Raw genomic sequence first — 22188 nt, 5'->3', positions numbered from 1 at the left:
GCGACCGGCGCCGGAGCGGTGTGTTCCCTTTTCCGGGGCCGGGAGTAGGGGCGATTCCCTAGTCTTCGGCGCCCTCGGTGGCCGTGGCCGTCCCGGCTGTGCTGGTGTGGGGCTCCGGACCTCCAGGGGCCCACGCGTCCCGTCGCGGTCCGGCCCCCTTCCAGGCCGACCTGCGGTGGACGCGTTCGCGGCGCCCTGTCACCCCCACGGTCCGGCCTCGATCCCTCAACCGATCACGGAGAGACGGCAGTCGAGTGATGGACCTTCAGTTCATGTGCGGCGGGGCCGGGTCGCGGCCCCGCACGGTCAGGGCGTGCGCGTCGTGACGGCGGCGATCGTCGCGGACGGCGTCCGCAAGCGGTACGGGGACATCCAGGCCGTCGACGGAGTCTCGCTGCACATCGAGACCGGCGAATTCCACGGCATCCTGGGTCCCAACGGCGCGGGCAAGACGACCACTCTGGAGATTCTGGAGGGTGTCCGCGAACCCGACGAGGGCCGCATCGAGCTGTTCGGCGAGAGCCCCTGGCCGCGCAATCCCAAGCTGCTGCGACGGATCGGGGTGCAGTTCCAGGCGTCGTCGTTCTTCGACAAGCTCACCACGCGCGAGACGATCTACCTGTTCGCGTCGTTCTACCGGGTCGGTTCCCGGCAGGCCGACGCGATGCTGGACCGGGTCGGACTCACCGAGTTCGGCGGCGTGCCGGCCGACAAGCTCTCCGGCGGGCAGGCGCAGCGGCTGTCGATCGCCTGCGGTCTGGTGCACGACCCGGAGATCGTCTTCCTGGACGAGCCCACGGCCGGTCTGGACCCGCAGGCCCGGCGCAACCTCTGGGACCTGCTGCGGGACGTCAACGAGGAGGGCCGCACCCTGGTCCTCACCACGCACTACCTGGACGAGGCCGAGCTGCTCTGCGACCGGGTGTCGGTGATGGAGAAGGGCAAGGTGCTCAAGACCGGGGCCCCGGCGGCCCTGATCCGCGAGCTCGACGACATGGTGCGGGTGAGCGTGGAGTCCGGACGGATCGAGCCGGACACGCTGCGTGGCCTGCTGGGGTCGGCCGGGGTGGAGAACGCCCTGGTGGAGGACGACGGGATCACGCTGTCGATCGCCACCCACTCCCCCGGCCCGGTCCTGTCGGTCCTGGCCGACCGAAGGGCGCTGCGCGGCCTGGAGGTCCGCGGCGCCACCCTGGAGGACGTCTTCCTGCAGCTGACCGGACGGGAGTACCGCGCGTGAGCATCGACGAGACGTCCGCCCGCCCCTCCGGAACGGCCGGGACGGCCGCGGCGGACGCGGAGAAGCCGGCGGGCGGGGCCGGCCCCGGTCGCGGGGGCCCCGCCAAGGACAGGCGGCTGAACCCGGTGCGCGAGCTGGCCCGGGCGATGATCCTGAGCGTCCTGCGGGACAAGGGCACGATCTTCTTCCTGATGGTCTTCCCCATCCTGTTCCTGATGTTGTTCGGCACGCTGTTCAAGAGCGGCGGGACCACGCACATCAAGGTGGCCCAGGTCGGCGAGGTGAAGGTCCTCGACTCGCTCACCGCCGCGCACCGGGAGCAGCTGTCCAAGGCCGCCACGATCACCAAGGTGACGAGCGGGCCGGCCGCGCTGGAGAAGGTGCGCGCGGGTGACTACGACGCGCTGGTCGAGCAGGTCGGGGACACCGTCGTGCTGCGCTACAGCCTCTCCGACCCGGTCAAGGGAGCTTCGGCCCGCGCGACGCTGAACGCGGTGCTGGAGCAGGCCAACCTGGCCGCCACCGGCAAGCCCGCCAAGTACACGCTGAAGGCCAGTCAGGTGGAGGACGAGTCGGTCAAGCCCATCCAGTACCTGACTCCTGGTCTGCTGGGCTTCGCGATCGCCACCAGCTCGGTGTTCAGCACCGCCCTGACGCTGGTGACCCTGCGCCGCAAGAAGATCCTCCAGCGGATGCAGCTGTCGCCGGTACGCCCCTGGGAGGTGGTGGCCGCCCGTATCTCCATGACCATGCTCATGGTGCTCACGCAGACGGCCCTGTTCCTGGTGGTGGCGACCCTGCCGTACTTCGGTCTGCAGCTCACCGGGAACTGGTGGCTGGTGGTGCCGCTCGTGGTGTGCGGGACGCTGGCTCTGATGTCGCTGGGCCTGCTCATCGGCTCGCTCAGCAAGACCGAGGAGTCCGCGGGCGGTCTGGCCCAGCTGCTGGTGCTGCCCATGTCCCTGCTGTCGGGGTCGTTCTTCTCGCTGGACGGCGCCCCGGAGTGGGTCAGGGCGGTCTCGTACGTGATGCCGCTGCACTACCTCGTGGAGGGCGGCGAGTCGGTGCTCAGCCGGGGCGGCGGCCTGCTGGACGTCCTGCCCACGATGGGCGGCATGCTGGCCTTCGCCGCCGTGGTGACCGCGCTGACGCTGCGGTTCTTCAAGTGGAACGAAGGGTGAGCCGGCGCTGACGCACGGCTTCCGGGGCCCTTCGCCGCAGCACGCCGGCGAAGGGCCCCGGACACGTTTCCCGCCGCTCGTCCCGGGCGCGGGCGGCGGCGTCAGGAGCGGTCGCCGCCCTGCCAGCCGTCGTGGTGCAGGACCTCCTCGAGCGGCCGCCGCGGCCCCGGCCGGAAGGCGGTGCGCAGAGGGTACGCCGTGGGCAGCAGCGCGCCCTGGCGGACGGTGGGCGGCAGGCCCAGCAGCTCGGCGACTTCCCGCTCGCGGTCCAGATGGACGGCCGTCCAGGCGGTGACCAGGCCCCGGCTGCGGGCGGCGAGCGCATAGCTCCAGGCCGCGGGGAGCAGCGATCCCCAGACACCGGCCTGGTTGCCCTCCGGCAGCCGGCCGTCGGGAAGTTCGAGGCAGGGGACGACCAGGACGGGCACCCGGTGCAGCCGCTCGGCCAGCAGCCGGGCGCCGGTGAGCACGGAGCGGGTCCCCGCGGGCTGCTCGTCCAGCCGTCGCAGAGCGGCGGCGTTGCGGTCGTGGAAGGCGGCCCGGTACACGTCGGCGACGCGGGCGCGGATCCGCGGATCGGTGAGCATCAGCCAGTGCCATCTCTGGCGGTTGTTGCCGTTGGGGGCCTGCAGGGCGATGCGCAGGCAGTCCTTGACCAGTTCCGGGTCCACGGGGCGCTCCAGGTCCAGGCCGCGCCGCACGGAACGGGTCGTGGTCAGCAGTTCCTCGCCCGACAGGGCGGGTGGAGTGGTCACGGCAGCAGCACCGCCCGGACGGCCAGGGCGAGGTACGTCGTCACGACGAACCCCGTCGCGGTGAGCACAGGCCAGCCGCCGCGGCGCGCGGTCAGGAACCGCCGGGCGCCCCAGACCGGAAGAACCGCCGTCAGACAGGGCAGCAGCCCGAGGACGCCGTCCGGCGCGAACAGGGCGACCTGGCAGACGACGGCCCCGGCCGCGAGGCCGGCGGTGACGGCGGCGCTGCCCCGGGGGCCGAGGTCGGCCGAGTACAGGCGGGCGCCCGGCGCCGCCTCCCAGGCGGTCTTGCGGGCGAACTCGAAGTGCAGGAAGACACACGCGCACAGGCCGAGCAGCAGGACCCCGCGCCGGTCGGCGGTGACAGTGCCGGCGGCGGCGAGCGACCCGTACACGTAGACGCCGAGCAGCACCTGCACCGGGTAGGTGACCGCGAGGTTGAGCAGTTGCCGGTCGCGCACGGCCGCCGAGAGGCGTTCCAGGGCGGCGAGGAACACCGCGTAGCCGAGGGCTGCCAGGATCAGCAGGACGGCCGTGGCGGACAGCGCCGCGTTCAGGCCGGCCATCACCGCGGTGAGGGCGGCCATCGCGCCGCGCAGCTCGGCGGGGGTGATCGCGCCGGTGACGAGCGGCCGGTCGGGGTGGTGCACACGGTCGTACGCGAGGTCCTTCTGCTCGTCCAGCATCCTCAGGAACAGCAGCGCGAGGACCACGCTGAGCACCCGCACCCAGGTGGCGCCGTCCGGCCGCCAGGCCGTGCCGGTCAGGGCCACCGCGGAGCCTTCCAGGGCCAGGACCCACAGCAGACCGTAGGTGGCGTAGACGTGGGGCCGGAACATGCGCAGCACGAACCGGCCCAGCCGGCCGGGGATGTCGGCCACGGCGACGGTGCTCACTGAGAGGTGTCCCCTGTCTCGGGTGCGGGTTCTGATGTCCTGTGCCATGGGGGCACTCAGACGCGTGCGTGGGGCGCCGGGCCCGCGAGGGCGCCTGCCGGGCCGGCCGCGTTGCGGCCCGCGAATCCGATGCGGGCCTCGGCGACCAGGGCGCCGGGCTGGTGCAGGGTGCACTCGATGTCCGCGCCAGGCACCACGGCGGCGGTCCGGCACTCCAGGGGCAGGTCCATCTCGGCGAAGCAGCGGAACCGGGCCCGCAGCCGGACCGGCAGCGCCGTGGGCGCGCGGACCGCGCCCTCGTCCACGGCGGCGATCAGGGCCAGTTGCCGGAAGGCCTCCAGTTCCAGCATGCCGGGCACGTGGTCGACCCAGTGGTCGTAGAGGGTCGGGTGCGTGGTCTTCGCTACCAGGCGGGCCGTGCGGACGCCGTCGGGCGAGGTGCGCGGCGCCGTGATCACCGCGTTGACCCGGTCGCGCCGGCCGACCCGGGCGGGGTCGACGGGCTGTCCGGGCAGCGCGACGGGCGCAGCGCACAGGCCGAGGGCGTGGCGCTGCCCGGATCGCAGGCTGCTCCACTCCTGCGGTGGCATCCACGAGTAGTCGATGCGGGCCAGCAGGGCTTTCCGTGCGCCGACGGCGACGGTGAAGCGCAGCCGCAGGCCCGTCACGCCGGTCCGGTTGCGGATCCGGTGCTCGACACGGACGCCGATGACCGCTTCGGTGGGGGTGTCCCCGCAGGCCAGGGCGTCGGGCTCGGGCACCTCGTAGGCGAGCGTCCGCAGCAGGAACTTGTGGCCCAGGGGTACGTCGAGGTAGCGGTGGGCCACCACGAAGATGCCCTGGCGGCAGGCCTCCAGGAGCAGCAGGGGGTCGTGGTGGCTGCGGGGGGCGAGGACGTCGCCGTAGAACGGGTGGAGGCGGGGAAGCTGCGCGGCCAGCCGTATCTCGTCCTCGCCGAGGCGCTCCGCGTCGGTCAGGAAGACCTCCGCGATCGCTGCCCGGTGCACCAGCTCCTTCGGGAGAGTCCGGGCGAACTGCATGGCTGCTCCTCGTTCAGGTCAGGGCGCCGCGGACGGTGTCCAGGTGGTGGCGCCACTCTTCGGCGCCGGCCCCGTCCAGCACCGGGGTGCGACCGGGGTGCCGCATGGGGAGCACCTTGGATCCGACGATGACGGCGTCCCACGGATCGACGTCGACGCCGTGTTCCCAGGCGTGTTCGAGGAGTTGACGCGGGGTGGCGTCGGGGTCGAGGCCGGGCAGGCCGGCGAGTGCGGCGCGCAGCCGTTCGGCGGCGGGCTCGAAGTCGAGGTCCCGGGGCTTGGTGCCGGCGTACAGCTGGTCTGCCAGGTGCAGTGCCTGCCGGGTGCGGTCCTCGTCCGCCAGCGCGGAGCGGAAGAGCCGGTCGCGCTCCGTGTGGTCGAAGTGCACGGCGAGCTCGCGCAGGACGTCGGCGGGTTCGTCGGGGGTGTGCACGAGGTTGAGCAGATAGCTGTAGCGGCCGAGGAGGTGGCGGAGCTGGCCGGGCGCCCGGGCTTCGGGGTCGGTGGGCCCTTTCAGCTCGGTGAGGCGGACCGAGGCCGGGATGTCGCTGTCGTGCCCGGCGCGGACGAGCAGGACGAGGGCGTCCGCGTCCTCCAGGAAGAGCGCGGCGAGCCGTCTGCGGTAGGGGGTGGCGAGGTTCCACTGGAAGTACCAGAGGGAGCGGATCATGGTCCGGGTCAGCCGGGTGGTCGCCGCGCCGACGATCCGGAAGTCCTGTTCGGCCAGCCACTCCATGGCCGCGTCCAGAGTCCGGGTCACCACCGCGTCGGGCTTGAGCAGCAGCGTGGCGTGACGGTGGGCGAAGCCGGTGACGTCGTCGGTGAGGTCGGCGAGCTGTTCGTGGCTCTCCTGGAAGTAGGTGTCCGCGCCGTACAGCCGCTGTTTCAAGGGACTGCAGGTGAGCAGAGGCGAGACCGGGATGCCGTGGACCGGCTCGGGGTGGTGGGTGTGGGTCGTCACGGGGTGCTCCCGTCCGTCGGGTTCGCGGCCGGCTCACGGGGCGGAGGTCCGCCGAGGTAGCCGACTCTGAGGCAGTGGTCGAGGAGGCGGCGCAGGTAGGGCCGTCCGCCCGCGTACGCCGGACGCCCGCTGAACGCGGCGGCCCGGCTGTCGTCGAAGCGGACGCGCCGCCGGAAGTAGGTGTCGTAGAGGGAGATGACGCGGTCGTAGTAGGGGCGTTCGCGGTCGGACAGGGCCGAAGCGGAGAACGTGGCCGGGGGGACGAACCTCGCCACCTGGAAGGACGGGTACTCGGCGAGGACGTCGGAGAAGTCCCGCAGGGTCAGCACCTGGCCCACGGCGTGCAGGGTGAGGCCCTCGGCGTCCTCGAAGCGGGTCGCGGCCTCGGTCACCAGGTCGGCGACGTGGTCGACCGGGACGAGGTCGAGTGCGGCGTCGTAGTGGCCGGGCACGGTGCGCACCAGGCCCCGGGTGATGGTCTTGAGCACGGGGTAGACGGTCTTGAAGTCACGGGAGCGGCCGGTGCGGGCGGCGCCCGTGACGATGCTGGGGCGCACCACCGTCACCGGCAGGCCTTCCGCGGACGCCTTGCGGACCATGGTCTCCGCGGTGAGTTTGCTCTTCTCGTATCCGTTGCCCGGCTGCTGGCCGACGTCGAGTTCGTCCTCGAGGGCGACGCCGTCCCGTTCCCCGCACACGTAGGCGGTGCTGACGTGCACCAGCGGGGTGCGGTGGGCCAGGGCGAGGTCCAGGACGTGCCGGGTGCCGGCGACGTTGATGCTCTCGTACCGCTCGTCGGGCAGTCCGAAGTCGGTGACGGCGGCGCAGTGCACGATCCGGTCGGCGGTCGCGGCGAGCCTGCGGTCGTCCTCGGTCAGTGCGAGGCCGGGACGGGTGACGTCACCGGGGAGCCGGGTGAGCGTGCCGGGTCCGGGGCTGACTTTCCGGCCGCTGTTGCGGACGATGTCGCCGTTGCGGTGCAGGAGCGCGAGCACGGTGTGGCCCGCGCCGGTGAGCCGGGCGGTCACCTCCGCGCCCACGAAGCCGCTGGCGCCGGTCACCAGCACGGTCATCGGGTCGGCCATCGGTCGGTCCTCCAGGAAGGGGTGGGGCAGGGGGCTCAGGTGGCCTGGTGGGGCTGGGCGCCGTTGCTGGCGAGGAGGTCACGGGCTTCCTCGAGGGGCAGTGCCGCGTCGAGGTAGGCACCGATGCGCAGCCAGTCGTAGCCGAGTTCCAGCGTGGCCCGCCAGGTGTCCGCGGAGTCGAAGGAGAGGGGGAAGGCCTCGGCGCCCGACGTGCCCCGCACCAGGGCGATGTAGTCGCGCAGATCGGCCAGGAGCGCGTCGCCGCTCTCCGGCGAGTCGACGGCCCGGCGCAGAAGCTCCTCGGCGCGGGTCCGCAGCGGCAGGGTGGCGGGGGGCAGCAGGTCGGTGCGGCGGACGAGGTCGGAGTCGGCGGGCAGCGGGTTGACGCCGTACGCGCTGAACAGGCCGCGCAGCGCGGCGTGCACGGCGCGGCGGGCGGTGAGTTCGGCGACGCGCCACTGCCCTCGCTGGAGGGCGCCGGTCAGGTCCTCGACGGCGTTCTCGACGACGACGTTGGACCACACGAGGGCCATGGTGGCGGCGGCGAACCGCTCGGCGGGCAGCGGCACCAGGTCGATGGCCTCGGGTCCGCTGACGGCGGCGCCCCGCACCGACAGCAGGGGCTGCGCGGTGGACGGCGGCGGGGTGACGGGGCCGGGCGGCGCGGCGAGCGGCAGCGCCGGTGTGACGGTGCCGCCGCCCTTCCAGGCGAGCCGGATCAGCCCGTAGCGCACGAACGCGGCCAGCAGCGGGCCGGGTTCGGCGACACCGGCCCCGGAGGCGTCGGCCAGTACCCGGGGCAGCGGCCGGCCCAGGACCAGGGAGCGCCAGACCGCTCCGGCGCGCTCGCCGAGGGCGAACACCTCACGCCGCGCGCGGACGACGTGCACCCGCGCGTCGGTCTGCCAGGTGGTCACGCCCGCGACGCGTTCGACGGTGAGCCGCTCGGGCCGCCAGGGGACGCCGGTGAGGCCGAGTTCTCCTGCGAACGCGAGGCAGTCGGTCAGGTGCGTCCGGGCGGCGTGGGGGTCGCCGGACGCGGGGGCGGCTGCCTCCAGCTCCCAGTAGCGGTCGCGCACGTCGGGCCGGCCGGCCCGGTCGAGCTGCATGGACAGCCACTTGGGTTCGAGGTAGGTCTCGTTCCGGCCGGCCGCCCAGGACTTGACCGTCTGGACGAGACCGGCACGGGTCCAGTCGACGGCCTCGTCGGTCTCGCCGAGGCAGAGCAGCGCCATCGCGTGCCGCAGGGACTGCCGGGCCTGGTGGGCCCACCAGTCGGCGGCGATCCGGGCGAACCGTTCGGCCGGCAGCATCGCCTTGACTTCGTCGACCAGGGCGTGGCCCCGCAGCGGATGGCTGTTCAGCAGCCGCTGGCATCGGTTGAGCAGGTCCTCGGAGAGCCGGCCCGGTCGCCCGGCGCCCTTCTGCAAGGCGTCGAACTGGTCGGCGAGCTGACGGACCGACCGGGTGCGGATCTCCACCCGGCGGCCGTCGACGAAGAGCAGCGACGGCATGGTGGGCAGGTCGTCCTCGGACCGGACGACGATCAGGAAGTCGATGTCGGAGGAGGGGTTGCCGAAGCCTTCCGCGATGGAGCCCTCGAGCACCACGGCCCGGTCCCCGCCCGGGGGGAGTTCGGCGAGCGACTTGTCGAGCAGGTCCTGCAGCTGGTCCTCGGTGAGGATCACGGATGGGTCTCCGTCCTGGGAGTGTCCTGGGTGTCGGCGGCCGCGCCGTCGGGCGGATCGGCGAGCACGGTGACCGTGCCGGCGCCGCCGTCGACGCGCAGGAGGGCGCCGGTGCGGATCTCGGTGGTGGCGTTCCTGACCTGGACGACCGTCGGGATGCCCAGCTCCCGGGCGACGACGGCGACGTGGGTCAGCGGGCTGCCGCGTTCGATGACCAGCGCGGCGGCCGAGGGCAGTGCGGCCACCCAGCCGGGGTCGGTGCGGTAGGTGAGCAGGATGCCGCCGCCGATGTCGCGGGGCGCGTCGGTGACCACGGCGCGTCCTTCGACGACTCCGGGGCAGCAGGGGGTGCCGCGCAGTTCGCGGGCGCCGCTGCGGGCGGCGGGCCCGCTGCCCCAGCCGGCCCGTTCCAGGTTGCCCGACCAGTACGGGGCGCCCCGGGTGGTGAAGCGGGCCGGCGCGTGCAGCGCGGCGTCCGCGGCGAGCCGGGCACGCCGCAGGGCGGCCAGGTCCTTCAGCTCGGTGTGGGCGATCATGCCCTCGTAGGCGCCCCGGACCTCTTCCAGGCGCAGCATGAACACGTCGTCCCAGGAGGTGAGGGCGCCGGTCCGGGCGAGGTCGCGGCCCAGGGCGCGCAGCATGCGTTTGGCGGCGCCGAAGGCGCGGGTGCGGCAGAACCGGAGCCGTTCGCGGTCGGCGAGGGCGGCGCGGGCCTTGTGCCGTACCCGCTCGTACACCCAGCGGCGGGGGCCGCGCAGATGCTCGTCGAGGTAGGCGTCGGCCTCGCCGCGGTGCTCGCCGGCGCCGCCGCCCGCGGTTTCGGGCAGGGCGTCCCGCAGCAGGGCGAACAGCCCGGCCGGGTTCTCGTACAGGTCGGGGACCTCGAGCTTGAGTTCGTCGGGACTGCGGTAGCCGTAGGCGGCGACGTAGGCGTCGACGGCGGCCACGATGCCGGTGTGGCCGGCCTCGGCCAGCGCCTCGTAGGCGTCGGCGTCGGGGGTGTGCTCCAGCAGGTGCCGCGCCTCGTCGTCGGCGCGCACCCGGGCGGCCAGAGCGGCCAGCGCCCAGGCCGGTTCGGCGGACTCGACGTCGCCGCCGGGAGCGGCCGCGGCCCAGGTGAACCACTCGGGGGCGTCGGGCAGCCATCGGCGGGTGAGCAGGGCCAGCAGGCCGACGGAAAGCAGGATCGTGGCGTCCAGGGCCTGCATGGGGCCCCACTTCTCGATGAGTTCCCTCTGCAGCCGGCGGAAGCGGCGGTAGGTCTCGTCGCCGGGCAGCGCGTCGTAGTCGACGTTGTTGAAGACCTCGTACGCCCGGTAGAAGTCACGGTGGAAGGTCTCCACCGACCTGCCGATGGCCAGGAACCGCCGGGTGAAGACGGCCGTGCGGGCGAGCCGCGAGATCCGGCCGCGAAGTCCGGGCCGTGGTGTGAAGGGGTGGAGTGCGTCGGCGGTCTCGTCGGAGACGCTCTCCGCGACGCCCAGCGACTTCTCCAGCACCCGGCGGTTGAGCGGATACAGCGGCGCCAGGCGCACCATGCGGTACCAGTGGTACAGGTTGTAGTAGACACGTCCGTGGACATAGCCGAGCAGGTGGGGGGTCCATTCCTGGACCTCACGCAGTCGGTCGCCCCGGACGCCGAGCGCGCGGGCGTAACTCTCGTACACCTTGGCGTAGGTGTCGGCGGCGAAGCTGTAGGTGAGCGGGGAGACGACGCCGCTGAAGCTTTCGACGATGTTGGAGTTGTCCCAGATCCGCAGCTCCCCCTCGGGTTCCGGCACGGGGCCGGGGCGTGGGCCGAGGGTGGTGACGGGGCGACTCTGCAGGAGCCACAGGTCGCCGTCGGCGATGGCCCATTCGATGTCCTGCGGGGCGCCGTAGTGAGCGGTCGCGCGCACCCCGGCGGCGTGCAGCAGGGCCAGGTCGGCGGCGCTCAGGGACAGCGCCTCGCGATCGTCGCCGGTGACCGGCGACACGGTGCAGCCCGGTCCGGCGCCGGCGTCGTAGCGCTCCTGCTTGTCGCCGATCACGGTGCTGAGCGGCTCGCCGGTGGCGGCGTCGAGCACGACGGTGTCGGCGTCGACGGCGCCGGAGACCAGCCCCTCTCCCAGCCCGTGGACGGCGCTGACGACATGACGGTCCGTCCGGCCGGCCGTGGGGTCGGCGGTGAACAGAACGCCGCTGCGCTCGGCGGGCACCATGCGCTGGACGATGACGGCGACGCCCGCGGCGCCGGGCGGCAGTCCGCGCTGCGCGCGGTAGTGCAGGGACCGTTCGGAGAACGCGGAGGCCCAGCACCGGCTGACGTGGTCGATGACCTGGTCCAGGCCGCGGACGTTGAGGAAGCTGTCGAACTGGCCGGCGAAGGAGTGCTCCGCGCCGTCCTCCTCCGGCCCGGAGGAGCGCACGGCCACCAGGCCGCCGCCGGCCTGCCGGTAGGCCAGGGCGATGGCCGAGACGGTGTGCTCGTCGAGGGGTGTCGCCTCGATCAGGGCCGCGATCTCGGCGGCTGTCCGCCCGGCGTCGGCGGGCCGGCCGTCGGCGAGCAGCCGGGACAGGCGCTCGTCCAGTCCGCTCCTGCGTGAGAAGCCGGCGAAGACGTCCAGGCCGATCACCGACCAGTCCGGCACCGGGAAGCCGGCCGCGGTGAGCGTGTGCAGGTTTCTGCCCTTGCCACCGGCGTACCGGGTGATCAGGGACTCCTCGCTGGTGGGCGACAGAACACCGAGGGTGTGCTGTTCGGATTCCGTGGTGAGCGACAACTTGATTCCTCCACATGGTGTGCGCTCGACCTCGTCAAAAGTCTCACGGCGGGACCGGGCGGAACCCTCGGAGCCGGGAGCCGCGGCGGCTCGGCTGAGGAGCCCCGGCCGGCCGGCCTCAGGTCAGGACGACCGGCAGGCTCTCGTAGCCGCGCAGCGCGAGCCGGTCGCGACGGACCGGCACGGTCCCGGGGGCCGGGCGCAGGGCGGGGAACCGTGCCGGCAGCCGGCTGAAGGCGGTGGTCGCCTCGAGCCGGGCGAGCATGGCGCCGAGACAGTGGTGGGCTCCCCCGCCGAAGCTGAGCGGCTGGACGTCCCGGCGGAGGGGGTCGAAGCGGTCCGGGTCCTCGTAGCGGACCGGATCGCGGTTGGCGGCGCCCAGCAGCAGCACCACATGGCTGCCCGCCGGCACCGGTACGCCCCCGACGCTGACACCGTCGCTCAGCACGGCCCGGTTGCTCGTCTGCACCGGTGAGTCGTGGCGCAGCGTCTCCTCGACGAATCCCTGCACCGGAACGGTTCCGGCACGCAGGCCGGCCATCGCCTCGGGGTGTTCGAACAGCAACTGCAGGCCGTTGCCGAGGAGGTGGGTGGTGGTCTCGAACCCGGCCAGCAGCACACCGGCGAGGTTCGCGACGAGCTCGTCGTCGTCGCGCAGCGCCCCTTCGTCGCGTGCCGCCACCATGGCGCCGACCAGGTCGTCGCGCGGCTCGGCGCGTCGCTTCGCGGCCAGTTCGGTGAAGTACTCGTGGATCTCCAGCGCCGCGCGGTCGGCGGCCTCCAGCCCGGAGGGGTCGACGAGGAGTTCCAGGGTGGCGCTCAGGGCCACGGCGTAGTGCCGGAAGCGGTCCCGGTCCTCGACGGGGACTCCGAGCAGTTCGCAGATGACCTGGGCGGGCAGGGGGAAGGCGAAGGCGTCCATGAAGTCCACCGGTGCGGAGCCGGCGTCCGCGAGGGTGTCGAGCAGGGCGTCGGTGACGGCGGCGATCGCGGGTTCCATGGCCGCCACCCGCCGGGCGGTGAACACCTGCGACATCGGCGAACGCATCCGCCCGTGGTGGGGCGGGTTGGCGACGAACAGGGACCGGCTGAGCATGGCCAGCGAGGGGTGTTCGGCGACGTCGGCGCCCCAGGTGACCAGATCGACGTCGGCGCCCAGTCCCGGGCTGCGCAGCGCCTGGCGGCAGGCGTCGTAGCCGCTGACCAGCAGCAGGCCGTCGCCTGCCGGCACGGCGGGGCCCAGTTCCCGGGCCCGCTCGTACAGTGCGTGGAGATCGGCTCGTCCCTCGGGCGTCAGCAACTGGGCGACGACGGACTGCGCGTCCAACTTTCCTCCTCGTTACGTGGCTTCCGGGGCGGCCGGGTTTGCTGACTTCCCGGCGGCCGGGCTTCCCCGATTCCGGGCTCCGGGGCTTCCCGGCTTCCGGGGCGGCGTGCGTCGGTCAGCGCATCGCGGCGTCCGTCGCGGCGGAGGCGGCCGCGAGCTCCGGCGACACCGTCCGGTGCGCTGCGAGGCGGGGCCAGACCAGAGCCGTCGAACCCCAGGTGAGCCCGCCGCCGAAGCCCGCCAGCACCACCTTGTGACCGGGGCGCAGCTCACCGGAGGCGACCCCGTCGACCAGGGCCAGGGGAATCGAGGCGGCGACCGTGTTGCCCCGCGTCTCGATGTTGGAGAGGAACCGCTGCGACGGCAGGCCGAGCCGCCGGGCGACGGCCGTCAGGATCCGGGCGTTGGCCTGGTGCAGCACGAAGGAGTCGATCTCCGCCAGGTTCCACCCGGTGCGCGTGGCGGTCTCCTGGACGGACTCCGCCATCCGCCGCACCGCCTGCGCGTAGACGGCCTGCCCCTGCATCGTGAAGTAGGTGTCCTCGGTCTTGGCCGGCACGCCTGTGGAGCGCTGCCGGGATCCGCCGGCCGGCACCTCGATCAGATCGCTGAGGCTGCCGTCGCTGCCGAGGTTCAGCCCGGTGAGGGCCCCGGGTTCGGTCGGCGACCCGGCACGCAGCACCACCGCGCCGCCGCCGTCGCCGAAGATCACCCGGGTGGTGCGGTCGTCCGGGGCGAGGAGCGTGGAGAACGCGTCCGCGCCGATGACCAGCACGCTCTCGGCGGCGCCGAGCGCGATCATGCCGGCGCCCGTCGCGAGGGCGTACACGAATCCCGTGCACACCGCCGCCACGTCGAAGGCCGGGACCGGCCCCAGTTCCAGCCGGGCGGCGACCTCGGGCGCGGTCGCGGGGCACTGCCGGTCCGGGGAGCTGGTGGCGAGGACCACGGCGTCCACGCCCTCCAGCCCGGCGCAGGTCAGTGCCCGCCGCCCGGCCTCCACGGCCAGGTCGCCGGTGGACTGCCCCGGTGAGACCCAGCGGCGCTCGCGGATGCCGGTACGGCGACGGATCCATTCGTCACTGGTGTCGAGGACTTCCGCCAGTCGGTCGTTGCCGACGACGGTGGGGGGTACCCAGCCGCCGAGTCCGGCGACGACTGCCGCTCGTTCCATGGCCTCCAGCTCCTTTCACAGCCCGATGGCCGCACCGGGACCGTGGGACGGCCCCGGGTCAACCATTCACCGAACACCCCCGCACGGGCACCGATCACGTCGTCTGTTAGGTGAAGTCCTATAACTGACATCGGAATTGACGAAACGTCAGCGATTTTGGGCGGGTGGCGACGCAGGTCCGCGGGGTGGCGGCGTCATAGGCCGCGGCGCGCGCCCGGCCGTGCCGGGAGCGCGCCGCCGACGCGATCCGGGCCCTGGTCCGCCGCACCGGCGGGCCGGGGCCCGGATCCGGTCACTCGGAGCCGAACTGCTTGTCGATGAAGTCGAAGAGGTCGTCGTCGCTGGCCGCGCCGATCCGCTCCTCGACCGCCGTCTCCGGGGACCCGCCAGGGTCGCCGTGGCCGCCCCCGGCGGATACCGCCGTGGTCCCCGCGAGGACGGCCGCGTCCAGCGTGGACAGCAGTCCGCGCAGTCGGCCGGCCAGTGCGGAGCGCACCGGCTCGTCCCCGGCGATCTCCGCCAACGCGCCTTCCAGCCGGTCGAGTTCCGCCAGCATCGGCTGTACGGCCGCCGCGGCGCCCGGCGCGGTCTCGGCCCGCAGATGGCGGGCCAGCCCGAGGGGCGTCGGATAGTCGAACAGCATGGTGGCCGGCAGCCTGAGCCCGGTCGCGGTGTTGAGCCGGTTGCGCAGCTCGACGGCGGTCAGCGAGTCGAAGCCCATCTCCAGGAAGCCGCGGTCGGGGTCCACCGCGTCGGAGTCGGCGTAGCCGAGGACGGCCGCCGCGTGGTCGCGGACGAGGTCCGCCAGCAGCTCGAGGCGCGCTTCGGCGTCCGACTCCGCGAGCCTGCGGCGCAGCCGCTCGGCGGGCGCGGACCCGGCCGCCCCGGCAGCGGCGCCGCGGCGGCCGGGGGCGGGCTTGACGAGGGACCGCAGCAGGGCCGGGACCTCCCCGTCGGCCGTTCGCAGCCCGGCCGTGTCGAAGCGGGCCGGGACCAGCACGGCCCGGTCGGCGGCCACGGCGGCGTCGAAGAGGCCGAGAGCCTGCTCGGACGGCATCGGGACGACGCCGCCGCGGGCCATCCGCACCAGGTCGGCCTGGTCCAGCTTGCCGGTCATGGCCGACCGCTCCTCCCACAGACCCCACGCCAGCGACTGGGCGGGCAGGCCGTGGGCGCGCCGCTGCCGGGCGAGGGCGTCGAGGAAGGCGTTGGCCGCCGCGTAGTTGCCCTGTCCCGAGCCGCCGAGGACGCCTGCCAGCGAGGAGTAGAGCACGAAGGCGCGCAGCTCGCTGTCCCGGGTCAGTTCGTGCAGATGCAGCGCCGTGTCGGCCTTGGCGGCCAGCACCGTGTCGAGCCGCTCCTGGGTGAGGGAGCCGATGACGCCGTCGTCGAGGACGCCGGCGGTGTGCACCACGGCCGTCAGCGGGTGCTCCACGGGGACCGTGGCGAGCGTTGCGGCCAGCGCCTCCCGGTCGGAGGCGTCGCAGGCGACGAGTTCGGCCCGGGCGCCGAGCGCGGTCAGGTCGTCCAGGAGTTCCCGGGCGCCGGGCGCGTCGGGGCCACGGCGGCCGACGAGCAGCAGGCGCCGCGCGCCGTGCCGGCCGGCCAGGTGCCGGGCGACGAGACCGCCGAGCGCGCCGGTGGCCCCGGTGATCAGGACGGTGCCGTCCGGGTCGAGCAGCGCCCCGGTGCCGCCGTCGGCAGGCCGGTTCAGCCGCGCGCGGACCAGCCTCGGTACCCACAGCTCGCCCTTGCGGAGGGTGACCTGGGGTTCCTGGTGACGGGCCGCCGCGGGCAGCGCCCGGTACGACTCCTGGGCGCCGTCCCAGTCGAGGAGCAGGAACCGGTCCGGGTTCTCGGTCTGGGCGGTGCGCACCAGACCCCATACGGCCGCGGCCGCCGGGTCGGGGGCCCGGTCGCCGTCGTGGACGGTCACTGCGTGCCGGGTGACCAGCACCAGGCGGGTGGCGTTGAAGGTGTCGTCGGCGAGCCAGTCCTGGAGCAGCCGCAGCACCTGACCGGTGACCCGGCGCACGGCGGCGCCGGCCTCGCCCGCGGCCGGCAGCCCCGCCTCGTCGTCACCGAAGCCCGGCACGAGGGCCAGCACCGTCCCGGGTGCCGGAAGGTCGCCGACGGCGACGGCGCGGGCGAGGCCGTCCAGGTCGGGGTGGGAGGCGGCGGCGAGCCCGGCGGCCGTCAGCGCCTCCCCGAGGGCCGGGTCGCCGTCGCCGTCCAGGACGGCGAAGCCGGCGGAAGCGGCGGAGGCGGACCGTGCCGGGGCGGCGGCCGGGGTGACCCACTCGAGTTCGTACAGATGACGGGCGGCGGCGCGGGCGTCGTCCCCCAGCTGCCCGGCGGGCAGGGGGCGCAGGGTCAGTCCGCTCACCGTGACGACGGGACCGCCCGCGGAATCGGTCACGGTCAGCGCGACCGTGCCGGGGCCGGCCGGGACGAGACGCACCCGCAGCGCACCGGCTCCCGGCGCGTGCAGCCGTACCCCGGTCCAGCTGAACGGCATGAGCGCGGGACCGGACGCGGCGGCCGTCGTCAGTCCGACGGCTTGCAGGGCGGCGTCCAGCAGGGCCGGGTGCAGCCCGTAGGCGCCGGCGTCGGCGGCGACCTCCGCGGGCGGTTCGACCTCGGCGTACACGTCCTCGCCGAGCCTCCAGGCGGCGGTCAGCCCCTGGAACGCGGGTCCGTAGGCGAAACCGCCCGCGGCGAAGCGGTCGTAGAGCCCGTCCACCGGTATCTCCTGGGCGCCCTGCGGCGGCCACGGCCCGGTCGGGGCGTCACCGGCCGGTTCGGCCGTGTCGCCGAGCCGGCCGAGGGCGTGGCGGGTCCAGGGCTCGCCGTCCGCCGCGTCGTCGGGGCGGGAGTGCACGGTCACGGCGCGCACGCCGTGCTCGCCGGGCTCGCCGACGGTGACCTGGAGGTGGACGGCGCCCTGTTCGGGCAGCACGAGCGGCGTCTCCAGGGTGAGTTCTTCGACGACCGCGCAGCCGACCCGGTCGGCGGCCAGCAGCGCCAGCTCCAGGAAGGCGGTGCCGGGCAGGATCGCGGTGCCGGAGACCGCGTGGTCGGCGAGCCAGGAATGGCTGCCGAGCGACAGCCGTCCGGTGAGCAGGTAACCGTCGCCGCCTGCCAGCGCCGTGCCCGCGGCGAGCAGCGGATGCTCCCCGGCGGAGAGCCCGGCGGCGGCGAGGTCCGGGACGCCGGGGTCGGCGTCGAGCCAGTAGCGGGCGTGCTGGAAGGCGTACGTCGGCAGCTCGGCCCGGCGCACCGGACGCCCGGCGAAGTACCGGGCCCAGTCGGGACCGGCGCCGTGCACGTGGAGGGCGGCGAGGGCGGTCGTGACCGCCGTCTCCTCGGGCCGGTCGCGGCGCAGCAGCGAGGTGACGGCGGCGGACTGCGGATCGGCGAGACAGTCGCGGGTCATGGCGGTGAGCACCGCGTCGGGGCCCAGTTCGAGGTAGGCGGTCACGCCCTGTCCCTCCAGGGTGGCGACGACGTCGGCCCAGCGGACCGTGCCGCGCACCTGGCGGACCCAGTAGTCGACGGCCTCCAGCTGTCCGGAGTCGGCGAGTTCGCCGGTGAGGTCGCAGACGACGGGCACGCTCGGGGGCGTGTACGTCGTCTCGCGGGCCGCGGCCGCGAAGCGGGCCTGCATCGGTTCCATGTGCGGTGAGTGGAAGGCGTGGGAAACCGCCAGCCGCTTGGTGCGCAGCCCGGCCTCGCGCCACGCCTGGGCCAGTTCCTCCACGGCGTCCTCGTCGCCGGAGACGACCACGGACGCCGGGCCGTTGACGGCGGCGAGGGACACCCGGTCCTCGTAGGTGCGCAGGTACTCCGCGACCTCGGCCTCGCCCGCCTGGACGGCCAGCATGGCTCCGCCGTCGGGCAGTTGCTGCATCAGCCGGCCGCGGGAGGCGACCAGACGGCAGGCGTCGGCGAGGTCGAAGACCCCGGCGACATGCGCGGCGGCCAGTTCGCCGATGGAGTGGCCGGCCACGACGTCCGGTCGCAGCCCCCAGTGCTCCAGCAGCCGGAACTGGGCCACTTCCAGGGCGAACAGCGCGGCCTGGGTGTAGGCGGTGCGGTCCAGCAGCTCGGCGTCGGCAGTGCCGGCCGGGGCGAACATCACCTGCTTCAGGGGCCGTTCGAGGTCGCGGTCGAGTTCGGCGCAGACGGCGTCGAGGGCGTCGGCGAACACCGGCTGGGCGGCGTACAGGTCACGGCCGGCGCCCGGTCGCTGGCTGCCCTGGCCGCTGAAGAGGAAGGCGGTGCGTCCGTCTCGGCGCCGCACCCCGCGCACCAGTCCGGGGGCCTCCCGGTCCTCGGCCAACGCCTTCACGGCGGCGACGAGTTCGTCGTGGTCGCGGCCTACGGCGGCCGCCCGGTGGTCGAACGCTGCGCGTCCGAGGGCGAGCGTGTGCGCGACGTCGACGGGCGCGGCGGCCTCCCGCTCCGGGTCCTCCAGCCGGGCGAGCAGCCGGCGGGCCTGGGCGCGCAGGGCGTCCGCGTTCCGTGCGGAGAGCACCCAGGGGACCACCGCACCGGGGGTGGAAGCCCCGGGAGCGTCGGCGGACGGCTGCGGCGACTCGACGGGCGGCTGCTCCAGGATCACATGGGCGTTGGTGCCGCTGATGCCGAACGCCGACACGGCCGCCCGGCGCGGACGCGTTTCGTCGTGCGGCCACTCGACGGCCTCCGTCAGCAGCGCCACCGCTCCCTCGGTCCAGTCGACGGCGGTCGACGGGCGGTCGACGTGCAGGGTGCGCGGCAGCATGCCGTGGCGCATGGCCAGCACCATCTTGATCACGCCGCCGACACCGGCGGCGGCCTGGGTGTGCCCGATGTTGGACTTGAGGGCGCCCAGCAGCAGCGGCCGCTCCTTGGGCCGGTCCTGACCGTACGTCGCCATCAGGGCCTGTGCCTCGATGGGGTCGCCGAGCCGGGTGCCGGTGCCGTGCGACTCGACGGCGTCCACATCGGCCGGGGAGAGCCCGGCGGCGGCCAGCGCCTGCCGGATGACACGCTGCTGCGCGGGGCCGCTGGGCGCGGTGAGGCCGTTGCTGGCGCCGTCCTGGTTGACCGCCGAACCGGCGAGCACCGCGAGAACGGGGTGGCCGTTGCGCCGGGCGTCGGAGAGCCGCTCCAGCAGCAGCACGCCGACGCCCTCGGCCCAGCCCGCGCCGTCGGCGTCGTCGGAGAACGCCTTGCAGCGGCCGTCCGCGGACAGCGCGCGCTGCCGGCTGAACTCGACGAAGGTGTCCAGCGAGGAGATCACCGTGACCCCGCCGGCCAGCGCCATGGCGCATTCACCGGAGCGCAGCGCCTGGGCGGCCATGTGCAGGGCCACCAGGGACGAGGAGCAGGCGGTGTCGACGGTGACGGCCGGGCCCTCCAGCCCGAACGTGTAGGAGATCCTTCCCGAGGCCACGCTGCCGGCGCTCCCGGTGGCCAGGTAGCCCTCGAAGTCCTTCGGGGCCCGCTGCACCCGGGAGCCGTAGTCGTGGTAGTTGGAGCCGACGAACACCCCGGTGTCACTGCCGCGCAGGGTCCTGGGGTCGATGCCGGCCTGTTCGAACGCCTCCCACGTCGTCTCGAGCAGCAGCCGCTGCTGCGGGTCCACGGCGAGCGCCTCGCGCGGACTCATGCCGAAGAACTCCGGGTCGAAGTGGTGCGCGTCGTACAGGAATCCGCCGCCGCGGGCATAGAAGGTGCCCGGACGGTCCGGGTCCGGGTCGTAGGCGCCCTCGAGGTCCCAGCCGCGGTCCTCGGGGAAGGCGGACACGGCGTCGCCGCCCTGTGCGAGCAGTCGCCACAGCTCCTCCGGGCCGTCCACCCCGCCGGGGTAACGGCAGCCCATCGACACGATCACCACCGGGTCGTCGTCCGTCGCGACCGGCCGGGGCGAGACGGCCGGCGCCCGGTCCGCGGGCAGGGCGGCCGTGTCGAACAGGTCGCCGAACAGGTCCTCGTGCAGCTTCGCCGCGAGCGCGACGGCGGTCGGGTGGTCGAAGACCAGGGTGACCGGCAGCCGCAGTCCGGTGCTCTCGGCGATGGTGTTGCGCAGGGCCACCGCGGTCAGCGAGTCGAAGCCGAGGTCGCGGAAGGCCCGTTCCTCGTCGACCTGGCCGGCGTCGGCGTATCCGAGCGCACCGGCGGCCAAGGTCCGCACCAGGGAGAGGAGTTCACGCCGCTGCTCGTCGAAGGGAAGACCGGCGAGGCGTGCCGTGAGCCCACTGCTGTCGCCGCCCTCCGCCACGGGCGCGCCGGGCGCCGCCTGGGCCGCCCGCACTTCGGGGAGGTCGGCGAGGACCCGCGGCGCGCGGTCGGAGTGGGCGAACGCATACGTCTCCCACCGTACGTCGGCCAGGGCCAGCACGGGTTCCCCCGCGGACACGGCCTGCTGAAGTCCCGTCAGGGCCGATTCGGGCTCCATGGCGGGCATGCCGGCACGCGCCAGCCGTTCTCCGGTCTCGCCGGAGGCCAGACCGCCGCCGCCCCAGGCGCCCCAGGCGACCGACGTGGCGGGCAGTCCGTCGGCGTGCCGCTGCCGGGCGAGCGCGTCGAGGAAGGCGTTGGCGGCCGCGTAGCTGCCCTGGCCGGGGCCGCCGAGCGTGCCCGCGAGCGAGGAGAACAGCACGAACGCGTCGAGTCGGAGGTCCCGGGTCAGCTCGTGCAGATGGAGCGCGGCCGTCACCTTGGGCCGCAGCACCGTCTCGGCGCGCTCGGGGGTGAGGCCGTCCAGCACACCGTCGTCGAGCACTGCGGCCGCGTGCACGACCGCGGTGAGGGGCTGGTCCTCGGGCACGGCGGCCAGCAGCGCGGCCAGCTGGTCACGGTCGGCGGCATCGCACGCGGCGAGCGTGACGCGAGCGCCGAGTCCGTTCAGCTCCGCCTCCAGTCCGGCCGCGCCGGGCGCGTCCGGGCCCCGGCGACCGACCAGCAGGAGATGGGCGGCGCCGTTGCGGGCCAGCCAGCGGGCGACGTGGGCGCCCACACCCCCGGTGCCGCCGGTGACCAGCACGGTCCCGGACGGCCTCCAGTCGGCGGGCGCGGGGTGGGGCAGCGCGGCCCGCTCCAGCCGCCGGGTGAACAGCCCGGAACCCCGGACGGCCACCTGGTCCTCCTGCGCGGCTCCGGACAGGGCCGCCACCAGCCGGGCGAGGGCCCGGTCGTCCAGCTCCGGCGGCAGGTCCACCAGCCCGCCGAAGCGCTGCGGGTACTCCAGAGCGGCGATCCGGCCGAGCCCCCACGCCTGCGCCTGGAGGGGGGCGGCCGGCCGGTCCGCGCGGCCGGTGGAGACAGCGCCTCTGGTGGCGATCCACAGCGGCGCGGCAACGCTCGCGTCGCCGAGCGCCTGCACCAGGGCCGTGTTGAGGGCGAGCCCGTTGTCGAGGGCGGCGCCGGGGGCGTACGGCGACTCGTCCAGCGCCAGCAGGGACAGCACACCGGCGGGCTGCCGGGCGCCGTCATCGTCGCTCGTCACGGTCTCGAGCAGTCCGGTGAGCTGCTCCCGGCCGACACCGGCGCCCGCCTCGAGAACGGTCACCTCGGCGCCGTGGGCCGTCAGACCGCCGGCGAGGGAGTCGACGAGTGCGGTGTCGGGGTGTCCCTGCGGGACGACGAGGAGCCAGACGCCGGTCAGGGCCACGTCCCGGGCGACCCGGGCGTCCCGGGCGACCGGCTTCCAGACCACCTTGTACCGCCAGCCGTCCACCGCCGACCGCGTCGTCTGCTCCCTGCGCCAGTCCGCCAGCGCCGGGAGGACACCGGCCAGCGATTCGCTGTCGGCCACACGCAGCGTCCCCGCCAACGCCTCCAGGTCCTCGCATTCGACGGCCTCCCAGAAGCGGGCGTCCACGTCGTCGGCGGAGGGGCCGGCAGGGGCGGGCTCAGGAGCGTCGAGCCAGTAGCGCCGGTGCTGGAAGGCGTAGGTGGGCAGCGGGACCGTGCGCGCGTCCCGACCGGCCAGAACGGCCGTCCAGTCCACCCCCACACCCCGCACCCACGCCTCCGCCAACGACATCAGGAAACGGTGCGCACCACCCCGGTCCCGCCGCAACGTGCCCA

The 22188-nt window shown here is 74.3% G+C and carries 11 protein-coding genes and 1 pseudogene; 2 read left to right on the top strand and 10 right to left on the bottom strand.

Annotated elements, in window-relative coordinates:
* The first annotated feature begins 313 nt into the window (after nt 1-313).
* Together IE239_RS39575 and IE239_RS39570 are read left to right on the top strand one after the other, a co-directional pair.
* Entirely contained in the window at nt 314-1240 is a 927-nt protein-coding gene (locus IE239_RS39575; protein WP_229878736.1) for an ABC transporter ATP-binding protein, read from the top strand.
* Nucleotides 1237-2421, top strand: coding sequence for an ABC transporter permease (locus IE239_RS39570; protein WP_229878735.1), 1185 nt, complete (start codon nt 1237-1239; stop codon nt 2419-2421). Before IE239_RS39575 ends, IE239_RS39570 begins: the two co-directional genes overlap by 4 nt.
* 101 nt (nt 2422-2522) lie before the next feature.
* Here IE239_RS39570 and IE239_RS39565 read toward each other — a convergent pair whose 3' ends face one another.
* The 10 genes and pseudogenes from IE239_RS39565 to IE239_RS39520 form a co-directional block, all read right to left on the bottom strand.
* Nucleotides 2523-3176 carry a nitroreductase family protein gene (locus IE239_RS39565; RefSeq protein ID WP_229878734.1) on the bottom strand — a complete coding sequence of 218 codons (654 nt, stop codon included), beginning with the start codon at nt 3174-3176 and terminating at the stop codon, nt 2523-2525.
* The gene (locus tag IE239_RS39560; protein ID WP_190154287.1) at nt 3173-4072 is read right to left on the bottom strand and encodes a UbiA prenyltransferase family protein; all 900 of its coding nucleotides are present in this window, start codon (nt 4070-4072) and stop codon (nt 3173-3175) included. The genes IE239_RS39565 and IE239_RS39560 overlap by 4 nt, the downstream gene beginning before the upstream one ends.
* A 56-nt stretch (nt 4073-4128) precedes the next feature.
* Complete coding sequence (locus IE239_RS39555) at nt 4129-5112, bottom strand: ScbA/BarX family gamma-butyrolactone biosynthesis protein (RefSeq protein WP_190154286.1); 984 nt, start codon at nt 5110-5112, stop codon at nt 4129-4131.
* 13 nt (nt 5113-5125) lie between these two features.
* Nucleotides 5126-6073, bottom strand: a complete 948-nt coding sequence (locus IE239_RS39550; protein ID WP_229878733.1) for a nucleoside-diphosphate kinase — start codon at nt 6071-6073, stop codon at nt 5126-5128.
* Nucleotides 6070-7158 (bottom strand): SDR family oxidoreductase, encoded by a 1089-nt coding sequence (locus IE239_RS39545; RefSeq protein WP_190154285.1) that lies wholly within the window; start codon nt 7156-7158, stop codon nt 6070-6072. The genes IE239_RS39550 and IE239_RS39545 overlap by 4 nt, the downstream gene beginning before the upstream one ends.
* A gap of 35 nt (nt 7159-7193) precedes the next feature.
* Nucleotides 7194-8846 carry a nucleotidyltransferase domain-containing protein gene (locus tag IE239_RS39540; protein ID WP_190154284.1) on the bottom strand — a complete coding sequence of 551 codons (1653 nt, stop codon included), beginning with the start codon at nt 8844-8846 and terminating at the stop codon, nt 7194-7196.
* Nucleotides 8843-11608, bottom strand: coding sequence for a phosphoenolpyruvate synthase (locus IE239_RS39535; protein WP_229878732.1), 2766 nt, complete (start codon nt 11606-11608; stop codon nt 8843-8845). The genes IE239_RS39540 and IE239_RS39535 overlap by 4 nt, the downstream gene beginning before the upstream one ends.
* Before the next feature lie 118 nt (nt 11609-11726).
* Nucleotides 11727-12935, bottom strand: coding sequence for a cytochrome P450 (locus IE239_RS39530; protein ID WP_190154283.1), 1209 nt, complete (start codon nt 12933-12935; stop codon nt 11727-11729).
* Between the two features lie 115 nt (nt 12936-13050).
* Nucleotides 13051-14109 carry a beta-ketoacyl-ACP synthase III gene (locus IE239_RS39525; RefSeq protein WP_190154282.1) on the bottom strand — a complete coding sequence of 353 codons (1059 nt, stop codon included), beginning with the start codon at nt 14107-14109 and terminating at the stop codon, nt 13051-13053.
* 292 nt (nt 14110-14401) lie between these two features.
* A pseudogene (locus tag IE239_RS39520) lies at nt 14402-22144 on the bottom strand (type I polyketide synthase); the annotation flags it as partial.
* Nucleotides 22145-22188 lie beyond the last annotated feature (44 nt).

The sequence above is a fragment of the Streptomyces humidus genome, from assembly GCF_014649655.1.
GTDB lineage: Bacteria > Actinomycetota > Actinomycetes > Streptomycetales > Streptomycetaceae > Streptomyces > Streptomyces humidus.
This window is presented reverse-complemented; position numbering and strand designations above follow the sequence as displayed.